General features: G+C 69.6%; 15 protein-coding genes and 1 pseudogene. 5 read left to right on the forward strand and 11 right to left on the reverse strand.

All coding sequences use genetic code 11. From position 1 onward, the window contains the following. Positions 1-2 precede the first annotated feature (2 nt). The 5 genes and pseudogenes from BLT45_RS05395 to BLT45_RS05415 all read right to left on the reverse strand — a co-directional run. Positions 3-1,313 (reverse strand): annotated as a pseudogene (locus tag BLT45_RS05395) (peptidylprolyl isomerase); the annotation flags it as partial. After that, positions 1,310-3,778 (reverse strand): LPS assembly protein LptD, encoded by a 2,469-nt coding sequence (lptD, locus tag BLT45_RS05400; RefSeq protein WP_093298577.1) that lies wholly within the window; start codon positions 3,776-3,778, stop codon positions 1,310-1,312. The pseudogene BLT45_RS05395 and the gene lptD, both read right to left, overlap by 4 nt. Positions 3,779-3,917: 139 nt before the next feature. Then, positions 3,918-4,826 (reverse strand): histone deacetylase family protein, encoded by a 909-nt coding sequence (locus BLT45_RS05405; protein ID WP_093296133.1) that lies wholly within the window; start codon positions 4,824-4,826, stop codon positions 3,918-3,920. 4 nt (positions 4,827-4,830) lie between these two features. After that, on the reverse strand, positions 4,831-5,394 hold the full coding sequence (locus tag BLT45_RS05410) for a cob(I)yrinic acid a,c-diamide adenosyltransferase (protein ID WP_093296136.1): 564 nt from the start codon (positions 5,392-5,394) through the stop codon (positions 4,831-4,833). A 17-nt stretch (positions 5,395-5,411) separates the two neighbouring features. Next, entirely contained in the window at positions 5,412-6,014 is a 603-nt protein-coding gene (locus BLT45_RS05415) for a hypothetical protein (protein ID WP_093296139.1), read from the reverse strand. Between the two features lie 98 nt (positions 6,015-6,112). On the opposite strand from BLT45_RS05415, the gene ubiH reads away from it, so the two are divergent. From ubiH to BLT45_RS05430, 3 genes are read left to right on the forward strand one after another with little or no spacing between them, the layout of a single operon-like run. Further along, on the forward strand, positions 6,113-7,321 hold the full coding sequence (gene ubiH, locus BLT45_RS05420; RefSeq protein ID WP_093296142.1) for a 2-octaprenyl-6-methoxyphenyl hydroxylase: 1,209 nt from the start codon (positions 6,113-6,115) through the stop codon (positions 7,319-7,321). Beyond that, a complete protein-coding gene (locus BLT45_RS05425) occupies positions 7,318-8,505 on the forward strand; it encodes a UbiH/UbiF family hydroxylase (protein WP_093296144.1) in 1,188 nt (395 codons plus the stop codon). Before ubiH ends, BLT45_RS05425 begins: the two co-directional genes overlap by 4 nt. Before the next feature lie 54 nt (positions 8,506-8,559). Beyond that, positions 8,560-9,684: a Gfo/Idh/MocA family protein gene (locus BLT45_RS05430; protein ID WP_093296147.1), complete on the forward strand. Its 1,125-nt coding sequence runs from the start codon at positions 8,560-8,562 to the stop codon at positions 9,682-9,684. Positions 9,685-9,690: 6 nt separating this feature from the next. On the opposite strand, the gene BLT45_RS05435 is transcribed toward BLT45_RS05430, so the two are convergent. The 6 genes from BLT45_RS05435 to BLT45_RS05460 form a co-directional block, all read right to left on the reverse strand. Beyond that, positions 9,691-10,413, reverse strand: a complete 723-nt coding sequence (locus BLT45_RS05435; protein ID WP_093296149.1) for a hypothetical protein — start codon at positions 10,411-10,413, stop codon at positions 9,691-9,693. A gap of 71 nt (positions 10,414-10,484) precedes the next feature. Next, positions 10,485-11,414, reverse strand: a complete 930-nt coding sequence (locus BLT45_RS05440) for an SMP-30/gluconolactonase/LRE family protein (RefSeq protein WP_093296152.1) — start codon at positions 11,412-11,414, stop codon at positions 10,485-10,487. Between the two features lie 41 nt (positions 11,415-11,455). Beyond that, complete coding sequence (gene rlmM / locus BLT45_RS05445) at positions 11,456-12,508, reverse strand: 23S rRNA (cytidine(2498)-2'-O)-methyltransferase RlmM (RefSeq protein ID WP_093296155.1); 1,053 nt, start codon at positions 12,506-12,508, stop codon at positions 11,456-11,458. Positions 12,509-12,563: 55 nt separating this feature from the next. Next, complete coding sequence (locus tag BLT45_RS05450; protein WP_093296158.1) at positions 12,564-13,124, reverse strand: nucleoside deaminase; 561 nt, start codon at positions 13,122-13,124, stop codon at positions 12,564-12,566. Next, positions 13,124-13,546: a hypothetical protein gene (locus tag BLT45_RS05455; RefSeq protein ID WP_093296161.1), complete on the reverse strand. Its 423-nt coding sequence runs from the start codon at positions 13,544-13,546 to the stop codon at positions 13,124-13,126. The genes BLT45_RS05450 and BLT45_RS05455 overlap by 1 nt, the downstream gene beginning before the upstream one ends. 90 nt (positions 13,547-13,636) lie before the next feature. Then, positions 13,637-15,394, reverse strand: a complete 1,758-nt coding sequence (locus BLT45_RS05460; RefSeq protein WP_093296163.1) for a glutamine--tRNA ligase/YqeY domain fusion protein — start codon at positions 15,392-15,394, stop codon at positions 13,637-13,639. A 92-nt stretch (positions 15,395-15,486) separates the two neighbouring features. Here BLT45_RS05460 and BLT45_RS05465 point away from each other — a divergent pair, with 92 nt between their 5' ends. After that, positions 15,487-16,161: a glutathione S-transferase family protein gene (locus BLT45_RS05465; protein ID WP_093296167.1), complete on the forward strand. Its 675-nt coding sequence runs from the start codon at positions 15,487-15,489 to the stop codon at positions 16,159-16,161. 32 nt (positions 16,162-16,193) lie between these two features. After that, positions 16,194-16,463, forward strand: a complete 270-nt coding sequence (locus BLT45_RS05470; RefSeq protein WP_093298580.1) for a putative signal transducing protein — start codon at positions 16,194-16,196, stop codon at positions 16,461-16,463. The last annotated feature ends 4 nt before the right edge of the window (positions 16,464-16,467 follow it).

Genomic DNA, 16,467 nt, shown 5'->3' on the forward strand with positions numbered 1-16,467 from the left:
GTCTCGGCGCGGTCGCCGCTGCGGACGCTGACGTAGGCTTCGCCGCGCAGTTCCTGCAGGTAGCGGTTGTACTCGTCCTCGGCCTTGCGACGGCCGATGGTCTCGCGCACCTGGGCGCGGCGATTCTGGTCGGTCACGTCGGTCTGGCGGCTTTCGACGCGCTGCACGATGTGCCAGCCCGCGTCGGTACGGAACGGCGCGCTGACCTGGCCGTCCTGGAGGCCGGTGACTTCCTGTCCGAACGCGGGACCGAAGGCGTCGGCGGGGAACCAGCCCAGGTCGCCGCCCTCATCGCGGCTGTTGGCGTCCTCGGTGGATTCCTTCGCCACCTCGGCGAAGTCCGCGCCGCCGGCGATGCGCGCGCGCAAGGTGTCGATCTTCGCCTTCGCGGCCGCAGCGTCCTGGGTGGGCGTGATGCGCACGAGGATGTGGCGGCCGTGGTACTCGGTCACGTTGCGCTTCTCGGCCTGCGCCGCGTCGCGCACTTCCACCAGCTTGAGCAACTGGAACCCACTGGGGCCGCGCAGCGGGCCGACCACCTGGCCCGCGCTCATGCCCTTGAGCAGATCGGCGAAGGCCGTCGGGATCTCGTCGACGCTGCGCCAGCCGAGGTCACCGCCTTCGAGGGCGTTGGGGCTGTCGGAATAGCGGACGGCAGCGGCGGCGAAGTCGAGTTCGCCCTTGTCGATCAGGGCCTTGATGCCATCGACCTTGCCCTTGCCCGTCGTGATCTGCTCGGCATTGGCGCCGTCGGGCAGCGCCACCAGGATATGCGCCAGGTGGTACTGAGCGCCTGCGGCCGCCTGGGCGGCGATCGCGGCGTCGACTTCGCCCTCGCTCACCTGCACGCGGCTCTGCGCATAGCTCTGTCGCAGGCGCTGTACGGTGATTTCGTCGCGGAGCGAGCTGCGGAACTCGGCGAAGGACATGCCGTCGGCCTCGATGCGCTGGCGCAGGCCTTCGGGCGTGGTGCGGTTCTGCTGGGCGACCGCGTTGACGGCGTTGTTGATCTCGGCGTCGCCGATGCGGATGCCGCTTTCGGCCGCACGCGCCACCTGCAGCTTCACCAGCACCAGGCGCTCCAGCACCTGCCGTTCCAGCACCGCGCGGGGCGGCAGCTGGCCGGGCTGGTTGGCGTACTGGCTGATGACGTTCTGCACGGCGCGATCGAGTTCGCTCTGCAGCACCACGTCTTCGTTGACGACCGCCGCGATGCGATCCAGCGGCTGGAGCGACTGGGCCAGGAGCGGCGTGGCGACCGTGGAGAAGGCCAGCAGGCTGGCGGCCAGGAGGCTGAAAAACGGCTTGTTCATGGAATCGGATCCGGATCGTAGGAGGTATCGTCCGGTCGCTGCGCGATATTGCTCGGCGGGACGAGATAGAGGTCGTCTCGGTAATAGCCGAGGATAGCACGGCGCAGGGTACGCTCCGTGTCCTGGCCGGCCGAGCCCAGGCCCTTCAGGACGAACTCGACCTGGAAGCCCGTGTTCATTTCACCCTCGCGGTTGCGCACGTAGCGACGCACGAGGGCGCGAACCGCGAGACAGCAGCTGTCCCATTGCACGCCCGCCACGCCTTCCAGCAGGCCGGGTTCCTGGTCGGTCGCGGCATCGCGATAGAACGAATGGTAGTAGCGGCCTACCACGCTCCAGGACGGGGTGACCGGGTACAGGAAGGAGAAATCCGCCTGTTCCAGCAGATCGCGACGGCGCCTGTAGGTGATGTTGACCACGCCGTCGTCCGGCAGCAGGTAGCGGGCACGGACGCTGGCCAGGTCCTCGCGGCGGAACTTCGGATCCCACTGATACGAGGCGCCGATGGTCCAGCGATCGGTGGGGGCGTAGTTCGCGTCCACCACCCAGGCCGACTTGCCTTTCTCCAGAGGCACTTCGCCCGGCAGGACGACGCGGCTGTCGTCGAAGTAACGGATCTGGCCGATGCTGGCCGACAGACGCTCGAAGCCGTCCTTCTGCCGCAGCAGGCGTGTGGACAGGGCCAGGGTCAACTGGTTCGCATCGGTCTGGCGGTCGGGGCCGGTGTAGCGGTTGTCGCGGAACAGCTGGCCGTAGCTGAAGTTGAACGGGCGGGTATCGAAGATCGGCAGGCCATCCTGTTCGCGATAAGGCGCCTTCAGGTAGAACAGCCGCGGCTCCAGCGTCTGCAGGAAGCGGTCGCCCTTGATCTCGGTTTCGCGATCGAAATACACGCCTGCGTCCAGCGAGCCGATCGGGAGGCTGCGGCTGGGTGAGCGATCGTAGAACTCGGCGATCTGCGCCGCGCTCACGGGCTGATCGGCTGGAATGCCGTATGCCGCGCGCGCGCGGTCCGTCGCCGTGGTCTGCGCCAGCTCGGGATCAAGGCGGTACTCGGTATGGCGGTACGCCAACGTGGGCGTGATGTACCAGGACGCGCCCTGCAGCGGGAAAGAGATGGTGGGCTTGACGTCGAGCCGGCTTCCGCCGGGATGCACATCATGCTGGAACTTCACGGCTTCGGCGTGCCCGCCCACGCTTATCCAGTGGCTCAGCGGCTGGTTCCAGTTGAGGTAGGCGCGTGGCAGACGATTATGCGGCAACGACGCTTCGCTGCTCAGGTAGTCTGAGAGCTGCCAGTGGTCCGCCATCAGGCCGGCGTTCCAGTACTCGCCAGCACCGTAGACGCCTGCGGTGCTCGTCACCGACGAATAGGCCTGGCCGTACAGCGAATTGCCGAAATCTTCCTGGTATCGCGCATCGCTCAGCCAGATCAGGTTGGCGCGCGCCTGCCAGTTCCGGCTGAAACGATGTTCGCCCTCGAAGGCGAGGAAGCCGCGGCCGTCGTCGGGATCCGGATTATTCGGATTCAGGGGTCTGTAATCCGCATCGTTCATGCGATCACGGACCAGATCGTCCTTGTTCATCCAGGTGCCCTGGATCTCGCCGCGGCCCTTCTCGTAGAGGTAACGGAACTCGGCGCCCATCTGGAACCCGCGCTCGCTCATGTAGCGCGGCTCCAGCGTCGCGTCGTAGTTCGGCGCCAGATTGAGGTAGATCGGCTGCTTCCAGTCGAAGCCGTTGCGGCCCGACAGGCCGACGGCCGGGTACAGCAGGCCGGTATGGCGCTGGTCGTCGATCGGGAACTTCAGGTAGGGCACATACAGCACCGGTACCTTGCCGAGCCGGATCGTCGCGCCACGCGCCACGCCCCAGCCGTCCTCGGTATTGATGTCGATGCGCCGCGAACGCAGCTCCCAGCGACGGTCCTGGGGATCGCACGTGGAATAGGTGGAGTGCTGCAGGCTGCCTTCCGGCCCCTTCATGTCGATGCGGTCGGCGCCGCCGTTGCCGCGCCGGGACACGAGCTGGTAACGGACGTTGTCGATCTGGTGCGAATCGGCGCCCTGGTCGCCGCGCGCGCTGTCGGCGATCAGGCGGATGCCGGCGTCCTGATAGCGGATGTGGCCATCGGCGACGTAGGTATCCTTTTCCTGGTCGTACTTGAGGTTGTCGGCGCCGAGGAACTGTTCGCCCCGGACGAGCGCGACGTTGCCTTGGTACTCCAGGTTGGTTTCCGTACCGCCCAGGCTGTCGCCTTCGATCGACGTCGGTTGGGTGGCGCGTAGGTCCCGGGCGGCCTGGGTGTTGCCGGCGGCGGACGGCTGTGGCGCCCCTCCGAACGCGGGGATCACGTCCTGGACCGGGCACAGGGCCCAGCTTTCGGGCTTCTCATCGTCGGCCAGCGCGGGCAGGCACAAGGCGATGCTGAAGGGCAACGGGAGCAGGCGGAGGACAGGACGCACGCGGTGCTGGGCTCGCTGGCGGGTCAAAAACGGTCGTTAGCTTGCCCCATCCCCCGCATGCGGGCAATGAAGGCCCGCAGGACGGTGTCGGCCGGGGTTCAGCGAGGCGGAAGGGTGCGCCGACCGGGTGCCCGTGGACTCAGCGGAGCTCGTCGACGTGCGCGGCCACCGAGTCGCGGAGGGCGTCCAGGTCGTAGCCGCCCTCCAGCATGGAGACCACGCGCCCGCCGGCATGGCGTTGCGCCAGCGTGCGCAGCTGCCGCGTCAGCCAGCCGAAGTCTTCGGTCTCCAGCATCAGGTCGGCCAGCGGGTCCCGCATGTGCGCGTCGAAGCCGGCGGATATCAGCAGCAGCTGCGGCTTGAAGTCGTCCAGCGCCGGCAGGAGTTCGTCCGCCCAGGTGTTCTGGAAACGGAACCCGCCGCTGCCCGGCGGCAGCAGCGCATTGAACACATTGCCCGCGCCGCGCTCGTACGGGGCGCCGCTGTGCGGGTAGATGCCCGACTCGTGGCTGCTGAAGTAGGCCACGCGCGGGTCGTCGTAGAAGATCGCCTGGGTGCCGTTGCCGTGGTGGACGTCGAAATCCACGACCGCCACGCGTTCCAGCCCGTGGCGGTCGCACGCATAGGCGGCCGCCACGGCGATGTTGTTGAACAGGCAAAAGCCCATGGCCGTGCCGCTGGTGGCGTGGTGGCCGGGCGGACGCACCGCGCAGAACGCTGTGGCCGTTTCGCCGTTCATCACCGCATCGACGGCGGCGACGCCGGCGCCTGCGGCGCGCAGCGCGGCGGCGGGCGAGGCCGCGCACATCACGGTGTCGGGGTCGAGCATCCGGTATCCGGCCACATCGGCGTCCAGCACGTCGTTGACCAGGGTTTCATCGTGCACCCGGCGCAGGTCGCCGAGCTTGACGATCGGCGCCTCGCGCCATTCGACGTCGCCGTGTTCGCGCCGCAGGACCTCCAGTACCACCTCGAGCCGGGCCGGGCGCTCCGGATGTTCGGGTCCGGGGTCATGGGCCAGGCAGGCGGGGTGGGTGAAGATGATCACGAGGTCAGCGTGGGGCGTGCCGCCGCTCGTGCTTCCAGAGCACCTCGCCGTGGCCGTCGGCGCGGGCCAGCACACGGGCCAGCACGAACAGCAGGTCGGACAGCCGGTTGAGGTAGCGGATCGCCTCCGGCCGCACGGCATCGTGGCGGGCGAGGGTGACGGTCTCGCGCTCGGCGCGGCGCACGATGGTGCGCGCCAGGTGGCAGCGCGACGCCGCCTCGCCGCCCGCCGGGAGGATGAAATCTTTCAGCGGCGGCAGGTCGTCGTTGTAGTGGTCCAGCTGGCGCTCGAGCGCGTCGACATCGTCGCCGGTGATCGCGGCATGGCCGGGGATGCACAGCTCGCCGCCCAGGTCGAAGAGCTGGTGCTGCACCGTGGTCAGCAGCGCCCGTATGTCCTCGGCCACGCTGGGCACCGCCAGCAGCACGCCGATCGCGGAGTTCGCCTCATCTACCGTGCCGTAGGCGGTGACACGCGCGGAGTCCTTGCCCACGCGCGTGCCGTCGCCCAACCCGGTACTGCCGTCGTCGCCGGTGCGGGTGTAGATCTTCGAGAGGCGGTTGCCCATCGTTCGCGTGGAGCCGGTCAGTCCGCCGTGCGGCCGTGCGGTTTGGCCAGGCGCACCACCTGCTCGACCATCACGTGCACGATGACCGCCAGGCCGACGTAGATCGCGGCCACGCGCAGGTAGGGCAGGTACCAGTCGGTGAAGTTCTTCCACCAGCCGGCGAAGGTCGGTTCGCTGACGACCGGGCTCAGCCAGTAGAAGCTGCCCTGGCTCAGCAGGTGGCACGCAGTGACCGAGACCAGCAGGCTGCCCACGAGCAGCGCCAGCGTGCGGCCGTGCCGCGGGGTCTGGAAGCGACGCACCAGGACGCCGCCCATCCACATCGCCAGATAGGCCGGCACGAGGAACCAGTAGGCCGCCGACACGCAGTAGTGCGTCCAGAAGTTGATGCCCTGGCCGCTGATGACCACATAGTCGACCGCGACCGCGGCCGCCATGAACACGGGGAATGCCCAGCGCGACCAGCTGCGCAGGTAATAGCCGCCGATGAAGAACGCCGCCCAGCTCGCATCCGGCAGCGGCCCGATATGGCCGAACGTGGTGGGCAGGTGGAGGCGGGTGAGGACCAGCAGGGCGGCGACCAGCGCCAGGACGATGGCGCGTTGCGAAGTGGTGTTCATCAGGCACGGTTCCGGAGACTCAGCCCCGCATTCTACCGGAGCCGGCGCGCGCCGGGCCGCCGGGCCGGGCGCGCGGGGCAGGGCGCTATCATGACGGGATGACAGATCGGCATGACGTAGTGATCGTGGGCGGAGGACTGGTGGGAGCCAGCCTGGCGATCGCCCTGGACCGCCAGGGGCTGGACGTGGGGCTGGTCGAAGCCGCACCGGCAGGGCAGATGCCGGCCGTGTTCGACCAGCGCAACCTCAGCTTCGCCGCCGCCACCGTGAATGCGTTGACCGCGCTGGGCATCATGGCCCGCCTGCGCGCGCCGACGGGCCCGATCCGCCGCATCCACATCAGCCGCCAGGGCGACTTCGGCCGCGTGCGCCTCGATGCGGCCGACTACGGACGCGAGACGTTCGGCCAGGTGGTGGTGGCGCGCGATTTCGGCGAGGCATTGGAAGCCGGCCTGCAGGACCTGCGCAGGCTGACCCGCTACCGGCCGGCGCGCTTCACCGGCCTGGGCGAAAGCGCCGATGGCCATCGCATCGTCCGCATCGCCATCGGCGACCAGGCCCGCGAACTCCGTGCCCGCCTCGTGGTCGCCGCCGACGGCACCCACAGCAGCGTGCGCGAGGCCCTGGGCATCGCGGCCGACACGCACGACTACGGACAGACGCTGTTCGTCGCCCGCCTGCGTGCCGAACGCGCGCCGGACGGCACGGCGTACGAGCGTTTCCGCGACGACGGCCCCACGGCGCTGCTGCCACGAGGGGATCGCCACTGGGGCGTGGTGCATGGCGTGCAGCGCGCAGACGCCGAAGCGGTGGCCGCGCTCGACGAAGCGGCATGGTTGCGGCGCCTGCAGCAGCACGTGGGCTGGCGCATCGGCCGACTGCTGGAGAGCGGCGAGCGCAGCGCCTATCCGATGACGCGCGTGGTCGCGCAGCGCCTGGTCGGTGAGCGCGCGGTCCTGCTGGGCAACGCCGCGCAGACCATCCACCCGATCGGCGCGCAGGGCTTCAACCTCGGGCTGCGCGATGCGTTGACCCTGGCGGAGGAAATCGCGCGCACCGACGATCCCGGCAACGCCGTGTGCCTCGCCGCGCACGCCGAACGCCGGCAGGAAGACCGCGAACGCACGCTGGCCTTCTCCGACGGACTGGCGCGACTGACAGCCAATCCTTCCCCACTGCTGAGGCCGCTGCGCAGCCTTGGCCTGGCCGCGGTGGATGCCAACGCCTCGTTGCAGGCGTTCCTCGTCGGCGGCGCGATGGGGTTCCGCGGCGACGTGCCGGCACTCTGCCGGGGAGAAGCGGCATGAAGCGGCGTGGACAGATCGATGTCGCGGTGGTGGGCGGCGGCGTGGTCGGCGCCGCCTGCGCGCTGGTGCTGGCCCGCGAGGGGTTGAAGGTCACTCTGATCGAAGGCCGCAAACCGCCGCGCTGGTCGCGCGAACACCCCGACCTGCGCGTGTACGCGTTCGCGCCCGACAACGCGGCGCTGCTCGACGAAGCCGGGGCATGGGCTGGCGTGCGCGATGCACGCGCACACGCGTATCGCCGCATGCGGGTCTGGGACGCGGCAGGCGGCGACGAACTCCGCTTCGATGCCGATGCGCTCGGCCGCACCCAACTGGGCTGGATCATCGAGAACGCGCTGCTGGTCGACCGCCTGTGGGCGGCGCTGCCGGCGGCGGGGGTCGACGTCCGCTGCCCGGCGCGCGTGGAGGCGATGGAGCAGGACGCCGAGGGCGTGGTCCTGCGCCTCGACGACGGCACGCGGCTGGATGCGCGCCTGGCGGTGGCCGCCGATGGCGCGGATTCCACCTTGCGCCGGCTCGCAGGCCTGGAGGTCAGCGGACGCGATTACGCGCAGCGGGGCGTGGTCGCGTTCGTCCGCACCGAGCGGCCGCATGAAGACACCGCATGGCAGCGGTTCCTGCCGACTGGGCCGTTGGCCTTCCTGCCGTTCGCGGACGGCCTGAGCTCCATCGTATGGACGTTGCCCGATGACGAAGCCGCCCGCCTGCTGGCGGTCGACGATGCGCGCTTCGGCCTCGAACTGACCCAGGCGATGGGTGGACACCTCGGCGAGGTGACGCCGGCATCGCCGCGCGCCGCGTTCCCGTTGAAACGGCAACTGGCGAAGGCCTATGTCGCCGGCCGCGTGATCGTGGCCGGCGATGCCGCGCATGTGGTGCATCCGCTGGCGGGCCAAGGCGTCAACCTCGGTCTGCGCGACGTGGCGGCGCTGCGCGACGGCATCCGGGCCGCCGTCGCCAAACGCGCGGACTGGGATGCGCCGCACCGGCTGGAACGTTGGGCGCGCCAGCGGCGCAGCGAGAATGCGACGGCCGCGCATGCCTTCGATGGCATCAATCGGCTGTTCTCCAACGATGAGATGCACCTGACGCTGTTGCGGGGACCGTTGCTAGGCCTCGCCGGAAGGCTGCCGCCCCTGGTGGATTTCTTCTGGCGCCACGCCGCCGGCCAGCGCGCCCGTTGACGACGTCCGCCCTGCCCATGCGGTAGCCTCGGCTTCCCCACCGAGGTCGGCCCGATGAACGACGCAACCGCTGTCCACGATCCCGCGCGCCGACGGCTGCTGGGTGCGCTTGGCGCAGCCGGCCTCGCGGGCGTGCTGCCGCGTGTGCAGGCCAAGGGCGCGCGTAGGCTCGGCGTCGCCCTGGTCGGCCTGGGCTACTACAGCCGCGACCTGCTCGCGCCCGCCCTGCAGGCGACGCAGCACTGCCGCCTGGCCGGCATCGTCACCGGCACGCCGGCGAAGGCCGACGAGTGGCAACGGCGATACCGCATCCCGGACCGCAACGTCTACGACTACGACGGCTTCGACCGCATCGCCGACAACCCCGACATCGACGTGGTCTATGTCGTGCTGCCGAACCACCTGCACAAGCCGTTCACCCTGCGCGCGGCCGCCGCCGGCAAGCACGTGTGGTGCGAGAAGCCGATGGCCATGGACGCGGAGGAGGCGCAGGCGATGATCGATGCCTGCCGTCGCCATCGCGTGCAGCTCACGATCGGCTACCGCATGCAGCACGAACCCAATACGCAGGCGGTGATGGCGCTGGCGAAGACCCGGCCGTTCGGACGCCTGCAGCGTATTCGTGCCGAAGCCGGCTTCCGCGGGTTCGACGGGGCGAGCGGCGACAACTGGCGACTGGATGCGGCGCGGGGCGGCGGCGCGATGTACGACATGGGCGTGTATGCGTTGAATGCGGCGCGCTACACCACCGGCGTCGAACCGATCGCTGTCACGGCTACGCAGGAAATCCACCGGCCGGACATCTTCCGCGGTATCGACGAGACGATGCGCTTCCGGCTCGAATTCCCCGACGGTGTGGTGGCGGAGTGCGCCACCAGCTTCGGCCGCAACATGAACGTGCTGCGCGCCGAATGCGCGCAGGGCTGGTATGAACTGTCGCCGTTCCAGGCCTACGAGGGCGTTCGCGGCGAAGCCAGCGATGGCCGCCGCTTCGATGCGGTCATCGGTACCACGCCCGCCCAGCAGGCACGGCAGATGGATGCCGATGCGCGGGCCATCCTCGAACGCCGCGCACCGCGCGTGCCCGGCGAGGAAGGCCTGCGCGACATGCGCGCTCTGGATGCGATCTTCGCGTCCGCGCGCGCGGGTGGGGCGCGGGTCGACATCGCCGGGGCGTGAACGGGCTCAGCCCGGGAGGAAGGGGAACACGATCTTCAGCAGGCCCTTCAACCCGCCCTCGGCGGTGCTGGCGACGGCTTTCGCGCCCAGGCTGTTGAGCGCATTGCGCGCGTCCTGCCAACGCAGCTTGCTGACGTCCTTCTTGAGCAGGTCGGCCACTTCCTCGGCGGTGGGGGTCAGCTTCTTCAGCTCCGCCACGACGGCCGCGGGATCCGGCTGCAGGTAGCCCCAGCGCTCGGCGATGGCGAGCAGCGTGTCGAAGCGGACCGCGACGACGTCCCGGTTGCGCTCGTATACCGGCAGTGCGCCGACATCGAGGATGGCCTGCTCGAACTGCTGGTGGTCGTCCGGATGCTCGATGCGGATGGCGAGGAAGCCGTCCTTGCGGCTGCGCTCGCTGACATGCTTCGCACCGGCCTTCAGGTTGGTTTCGGTCAGCACGGTGGCGGCGATGCGTTGCAGGGCGGCGTCGCGCTCTTCCGGCACCAGCGCGCGCCAGCGGGCGTAGCCGTCGCGACGCAGTGCCTTGACCTTGGCCGGCGTGACCCGCAGCTTGCCGGCGACCGTGAAGTTGGATTCGTCGCGGCCGAGTGCGCCATCGCGCTCCAGCAGCACGAAGATCAGCAGTTCCAGGTCGCGCTTGGTCAGCGACTGGAACCCCTGCAGGAGCGTCAGTCGCAGGAACTCGTTGCCGAAGCCGGCAGGGTCCTTGAGTTCGATCGGCAGCATCGCGGTCTCCTTGTCAGGGAGGCATCTTGCCACGCCGGGGTGTCAGCGCCTGAGACCCGCAGTGCCGCCGGTCACAGGCCGGCTTCGCGGCCCGGATGTTCGGTGCGGAAGGCCTCGATGGCGCCGCGGTCCTGCAGGGTGACGTAGACCGTGCGGCCGTCCGGTCCGCCGAAAGCCACGTTGGTGGGTTTGCGACCTTTCAGCGCCACCTCGCGCAGCACGATGCCGTCGGGCGAGACGATCGCGACCACGCCGGCGCCGTAACGCGCGATATAGAGGTTGCCCTTCACATCCGTGCGCATGCCGTCCAGTCCGTGGTCGGCGAAAGCGATCAGCCGCCGCTTGTTGTCGATGCCACCGTCGTCGCGGACGTCGTAGACCCACACCCTGCGCTGCACGCTCTCGTTGACGTAGAGGCGCTTGCCGTCCGGGCTCACCTCCACGCCGTTGGTGGTGCCCATACCGGATTCGAGCAGATGCGGCGCGCCGCTCCGGTCGATGCGCCACAGCTGGCCGGTGCTGTCGGCCCAGTTCGGATCGCTGGCGTAGAGCGTGCCGTCCGGCGCCAGCGCGAGGTCGTTGGGCTGGTTCGCCTGCGGCATGCGCGCGAACACCTCCGCCGCGCGCGCACCCGGCGCGATGCGCAGCACGTGGTGGCCGCTGTAGTCGGCGATGAGCATGCCGCCATCGGCCGCGAAGCGGATGCCGTTGCCCGTGCTGCCGGCGGGCAGCGTGGCGAACAGCGATGCGCTGCCGTTGCCGTCGGCGTCGAACGTCACCCGCCCGATGGTGCCGTCGCGGCCGAAGCTGACGGCGTACAGCGCGCCGTCGGGTCCCCAGGCCGGTCCCTCGATGCCTGCGCTGAAGACGCCGTCGCCGACGACGTCGCGCGCGACGTACGGCACGTCGTCGGGTGCGGTTGGATGGGCCGCGACATGCGCGCAGCCCGCGAGCAGGACGAAGGCGCCTGCGATCCCGTATCCGATGCCTCGTGACGTCATCCGTTTCCCCTCGGCTGGCGTGCTGCGCGTGGACCGCGGCCTCAGCCGGGCGTGGCGAACACGGTGATCTCTTCGCGGTCGTGGTACAGCTGCCGTGCCCGGATCTCCAGCGGCCGCCCGGCTTGCTCGGCGAACAGGTCCAGGCACAGCGTCGTTTCGTCCCAGCGCTTCTTCATCGGCAGCTTGAGATTGAACACCGCGTGCCGGCACCAGCCTTCGCGGAACCACTGCGCCATGCGCTCGGCCACGCGGCGCGGTTGTTCCACCATGTCGCAGACCATCCAGTCCAGCGCCTGCGGCGGCTTCCAATGGAACCCGTCGGCGCGCAGGTGCTCCACCAGTCCGGTAGCCAATACGTGTTCGCGCAACGGACCGTTGTCCACGCTGGTCACGCGCAGGTGGTGGCGGGTGAGCACCCAGGTCCACCCACCGGGCGCCGCGCCCAGGTCGGCCGCCGTCATGCCGGGTTTCAGCAGCGCTTCGCGCTGGCGGTCGTCGAGCAGCGAGAGGAAGGCTTCCTCGAGCTTCAGCGCCGAGCGCGATGGCGCATCGGGCAGCAGCTTGAGGCGCGGGATGCCGAGCGGCCAGGGCGCGCTGTCGCGCGTGTCGGCGACGCACAGGAACAGATGGTCGCCCTGGACGAACACCACGTGCAGCCGTGGCAGCCGGGTGTCCTCCTTCTCGCTCAGGAAGCCCTGCTTGCGCAGCACCGGCCGCAGCGCATTGCCGAAGCTGCGCGCGAGCCCGGCCAGCGGCTTGGCGGTATCCGAGTCGGGATGCTCCACCCACAGGTCGCCGTAGCGGCCGCTTCCGGCTAGGGCGGCGAGGAGGGGCGTGATGCGGTCCTTCGGGTCGATGCCGCGGAGTTCCGCCAGCACACGCAGCTTCTGCCGCGCGAAGACCAGGTCGCGCCACGGCAGCGCCCGGTCCAGCGCGACGGCGTCCTCGCACGCGAATAGCACGTACCCGTCGTTGCGCTGCGCGCGCGCGTATCCGGCGACACCCGCATGCGCCGCGCGGGCGCTCAGCTCGGCGGCGAGTTCGGGTTCGAATCCCTGGCGGCAGTAGGCCAGCAGGCCGGTCGTCGATGACATGGGGACAGTGTAGCCGCGCGGGCGCCGCGACACGAAGCGCGGCGTCGCCGTCCGCTCAGTAGCGGTCGCCGCCCATCTCGCCGTAGTGCTTGAGCACGGCGCGCGCATCGTCGCGGCACAGGTCGCGGACGACCTCGATGCCGCGCTTGTTCAGCTCGCCCACCCAGTCCGCCGGCAGCGGGCCTTCGTCGAATTCCGTCAGTTCCATCACGTCTTCCGCGCGCGCACCGATCAGCAGGCGATCGATGCCGGCCCACACCGTGGCGCCGTAGCACTGGCAACAGGGCTGCGAGGACGTGGCGAGGGTCACCGGTGCCATGCGGTCGTTGAGCCGCGGCGTCTGCAGGCGTTGCTGCGCCAGCATGTAGGCCATGTTCTCCGCGTGCGCCAGCGAGCACGTATGCGGCATCACGCGGTTCACGCCGATGGCGATCACGCGGTGGTCGGGCCCGAACACCACCGCGCCGAACGGGCCGCCCGTGGCCGCATCCACGTTGCGGCGCGAGAGGTCGATGGCGAGCGCGACCTTGGCTTCGTCGCGGGTGTAGGAAGCGGCCAGGTCGACGAGGTCGTGGGTCCAGGCGGGCAGGGTCAGGTGGATCTGCTGGTAGAGCATCAACGGGCGACAGGTTGCGGAGAAGAAGGGGCTTCGGCTTCGCAGCGGCCGCTCACGCATTGGCAGGCGGTCACTTCGGCGAAGCCGCAGATGCCGGCCATGCCGCTGGCGGCGCACTGCGCGCGCACGCCCTGCGGATCGGTCGGGCTGTTCTTGTTGACGCAGGCCGGCATGCTGCCGCAGCAGTTGCCGACGTCCTTCACCGCGCAATCGGCGTTGCTGCCGCACGCGTAGTCGACCGTGATCGCGCCGGCCTGGCGCGGCGGCAGCGTGCCGCCCGTCGGCCTGGGCGCCGGCGTGGATGCCGCGGGCGGCTCGGCACCACCACCGGACGATGCGGCGGCCGCGCAGCCCGCGAGCGCGAAGAGGGCGATCAGCATCAGCGACAGGGCGAACGGCAGGCGCAGGGTGGTGCGGGGCATGGCGAACTCCTTTCCGGGATGGACATGAAACGCCAGCCTGCCGCCGGCCGCCTCAAGGACCGGTGAAGCCGCCGACGCGGGCCGGCCGGTTCAGGCCTTCGTCGCCCAGGTGTCGCGCAGGGTGACGCTGCGGTTGAACACCGGACGCGCGGCCGCATGGTCGTAGCGGTCGGTGACGAAGTAACCGATCCGCTCGAACTGGAACGACTGTTCCGGTGCGGCGTCGGCCGCGGCCGGCTCCACGTAGCCGGTGGTCGTACGGCGCGAATCGGGGTTCAGATAATCGCGGTAGGTCTTGCCTTCGGCGTCGTCATCCGGGTTCGGGACGGTGAAGAGGCGGTCGTACAGGCGTACCTCCGCTTCGACTGCATGCTGCGCGCTGACCCAGTGGATGGTGCCCTTGATCTTGCGTTCGGCGCCGGCCATGCCCGGGCGGGATTCCGGGTCCAGCCAGCCGCGCAGCTCGACGATCTCGCCGGCGTCGTTCTTGATCACTTCATCGCAGCGCACGATGCCGGCGCCGCGCAGGCGCACTTCGCCGCCCGTGGTCAGGCGCTTGAAGCCCTTCGGCGGCACCTCCTCGAAGTCCTCGCGCTCGATCCACAGCTCGCGCGAGAACGGCACGCGGCGCTGGCCGAAGGATTCGTCCTTCGGGTGGTTGGAGAACGTCAACGTCTCCTCGTGGCCTTCCGGCAGGTTCGCCAGCACCAGCTTCACCGGGTCGATGACGGCCATGCGGCGCGGGGCGGCGGCATCCAGGTCTTCGCGCAGTGCGCCTTCCAGGATGGAGATGTCCAGCAGCGAGTTCTGCTTGCTGATGCCCACGCGGTCCACCATCAGGCGCAGCGCGGACGGCGTGTAGCCGCGACGGCGGATGCCCTGCAGCGTCGGCATGCGCGGGTCGTCCCAGCCGTCGACGAGCTTGTCTTCCACCATCGCGAGCAGCTTGCGCTTGCTCATCACCAGGTAGTTGAAGTTCAGGCGCGAGAACTCGATCTGGCGCGGCTTGCTCGCTTCCTTCGGCAGGCCCTTGGCCAGCAGCGGCGCGATCAGGTCCGGCGAGCCGGCCAGGTCCACCTTGTCGACGCACCAGTCGTACAGCGGGCGGTGGTCTTCGAACTCCAGCGTGCACAGCGAATGGGTGATGCCTTCCACCGCGTCGCTCAGCGAGTGCGCGTAGTCGTACATCGGGTAGATCGGCCAGTCGTTGCCAGTGTTCTGGTGCTCGACGTGCTTGATGCGGTACAGCGCCGGGTCGCGCAGGTTGATGTTGCCGCTGGCCATGTCGATCTTCGCGCGCAGCGTGCGCGCGCCGTCGGGGAACTCGCCCGCGCGCATGCGGCGGAACAGGTCCAGGTTCTCCTCGACGCTGCGGTCGCGGTACGGCGAATTGCGGCCGGGCTCGGTCAGCGTGCCGCGGTACTCGCGCACCTGCTCGGCAGTGAGGTCGCAGACGAACGCATCGCCCTGGCGGATCAGCTTCTCGCCCGCCAGGTACAGCACCTCGAAATAGTCCGAGGCATGGCGCAGGTCGTGCCAGTCGAAGCCCAGCCAGCGCACGTCGTCCTGGATGGCGCGCACGTACTCCGGGTCTTCCTTGGCCGGATTGGTGTCGTCCAGGCGTAGGTTGCAGACGCCGCCGAACTCGCCGGCGATGCCGAAGTCCAGGCAGATCGCCTTGGCGTGGCCGATATGCAGGTAGCCGTTGGGCTCCGGCGGGAAGCGCGTCTTCACCGCGGTGTGGCGGCCGCTGGCCAGGTCCTCGCGCACGATCTGGCGGATGAAGTCCCGCTTTCCCGGGGCGGCATCGTCAGAGGGAGGGACGGAGGAGGTGGCAGCGTCGGACATCGGGGTGGAGAGGCGTGGAAAAACGCCAGTTTAGCCGGTCTGGCGCCCCGGCTGGTCTATCCTGAACGGCCCTCGCGTACCCGGTCCCCCGCATGAGCCTTCCGACGCTCGTCATCGGCAACAAGAACTACTCGTCCTGGTCGTTGCGTCCGTGGCTGCTGCTCCGGCATTTCGGCGTCGAGATCGAGGAGATCCGCCTGCCGCTGGACACGCCGCAGTTCGCCGACGAGGTCCGGCGCCATTCCCCGACCGGCAAGGTGCCCGCCCTGCACGATGGCAATGTCCACGTGTGGGATTCGCTCGCCATCTGCGAATACGCCAACGAGCGCTGGCTGGATGGGCGCGGCTGGCCCGCGGACCGGGCGATGCGCGCGCTGGCCCGCGCCGCGGCGGCGGAGATGCATTCGGGCTTCGTCGCGCTGCGCACGCAGCTGCCGATGAACAGCCGGCGCACGCCGGACGCTTACCGCTGGGACGCCGCCGCCCAGCGCGACATCGACCGCATCCAGGCGCTGTGGCGCGAACTGCGTGCTGCGCATGGCGGCGACGGCGACTTCCTGTTCGGCGACTTCGGCATCGTCGATGCGATGTATGCGCCGGTCGCGGTGCGCTTCGACGGCTACGGCGTGGACGTGGACGACACCGCGCGCCGCTACATGCAGGCGCTGTTCGCGCTGCCCGCGCTGCGCGCCTGGCGCGAAGCGGCGGCGGTCGAGCCTGAATCGGTACCGGCCACCGAGGCCCTGCGCAGGCCGTTCCCCGGCTGAGCGGGTGTAGGCTGGCCGTGGAGGACGTATCCATGCGCGTGGTCTACCTGGCCGACAACCTGTTCGACGCCCATCTGGTGAAGCACGCACTGGAGGAGGCGGAGATCCCCGCATTCGTGTTCGGCGAGTCGCTGCTGGGCGGCATGGGCGAACTGCCGCTGTTCGGCGTGCTGCGGGTCTGCGTACCCGATACGGCGTTCGCCGACGCGCAGGGCGTGGTACAGGCGCTGGGACTGGATTCCGGCGGGGATGGCCCCATCTTGGAAGGCGACGACGAAGGCCTGGGCATCCTGCCGGCCTGATCCG

The sequence above is a fragment of the Pseudoxanthomonas sp. CF385 genome (assembly GCF_900104255.1).
Lineage (GTDB): Bacteria > Pseudomonadota > Gammaproteobacteria > Xanthomonadales > Xanthomonadaceae > Pseudoxanthomonas_A.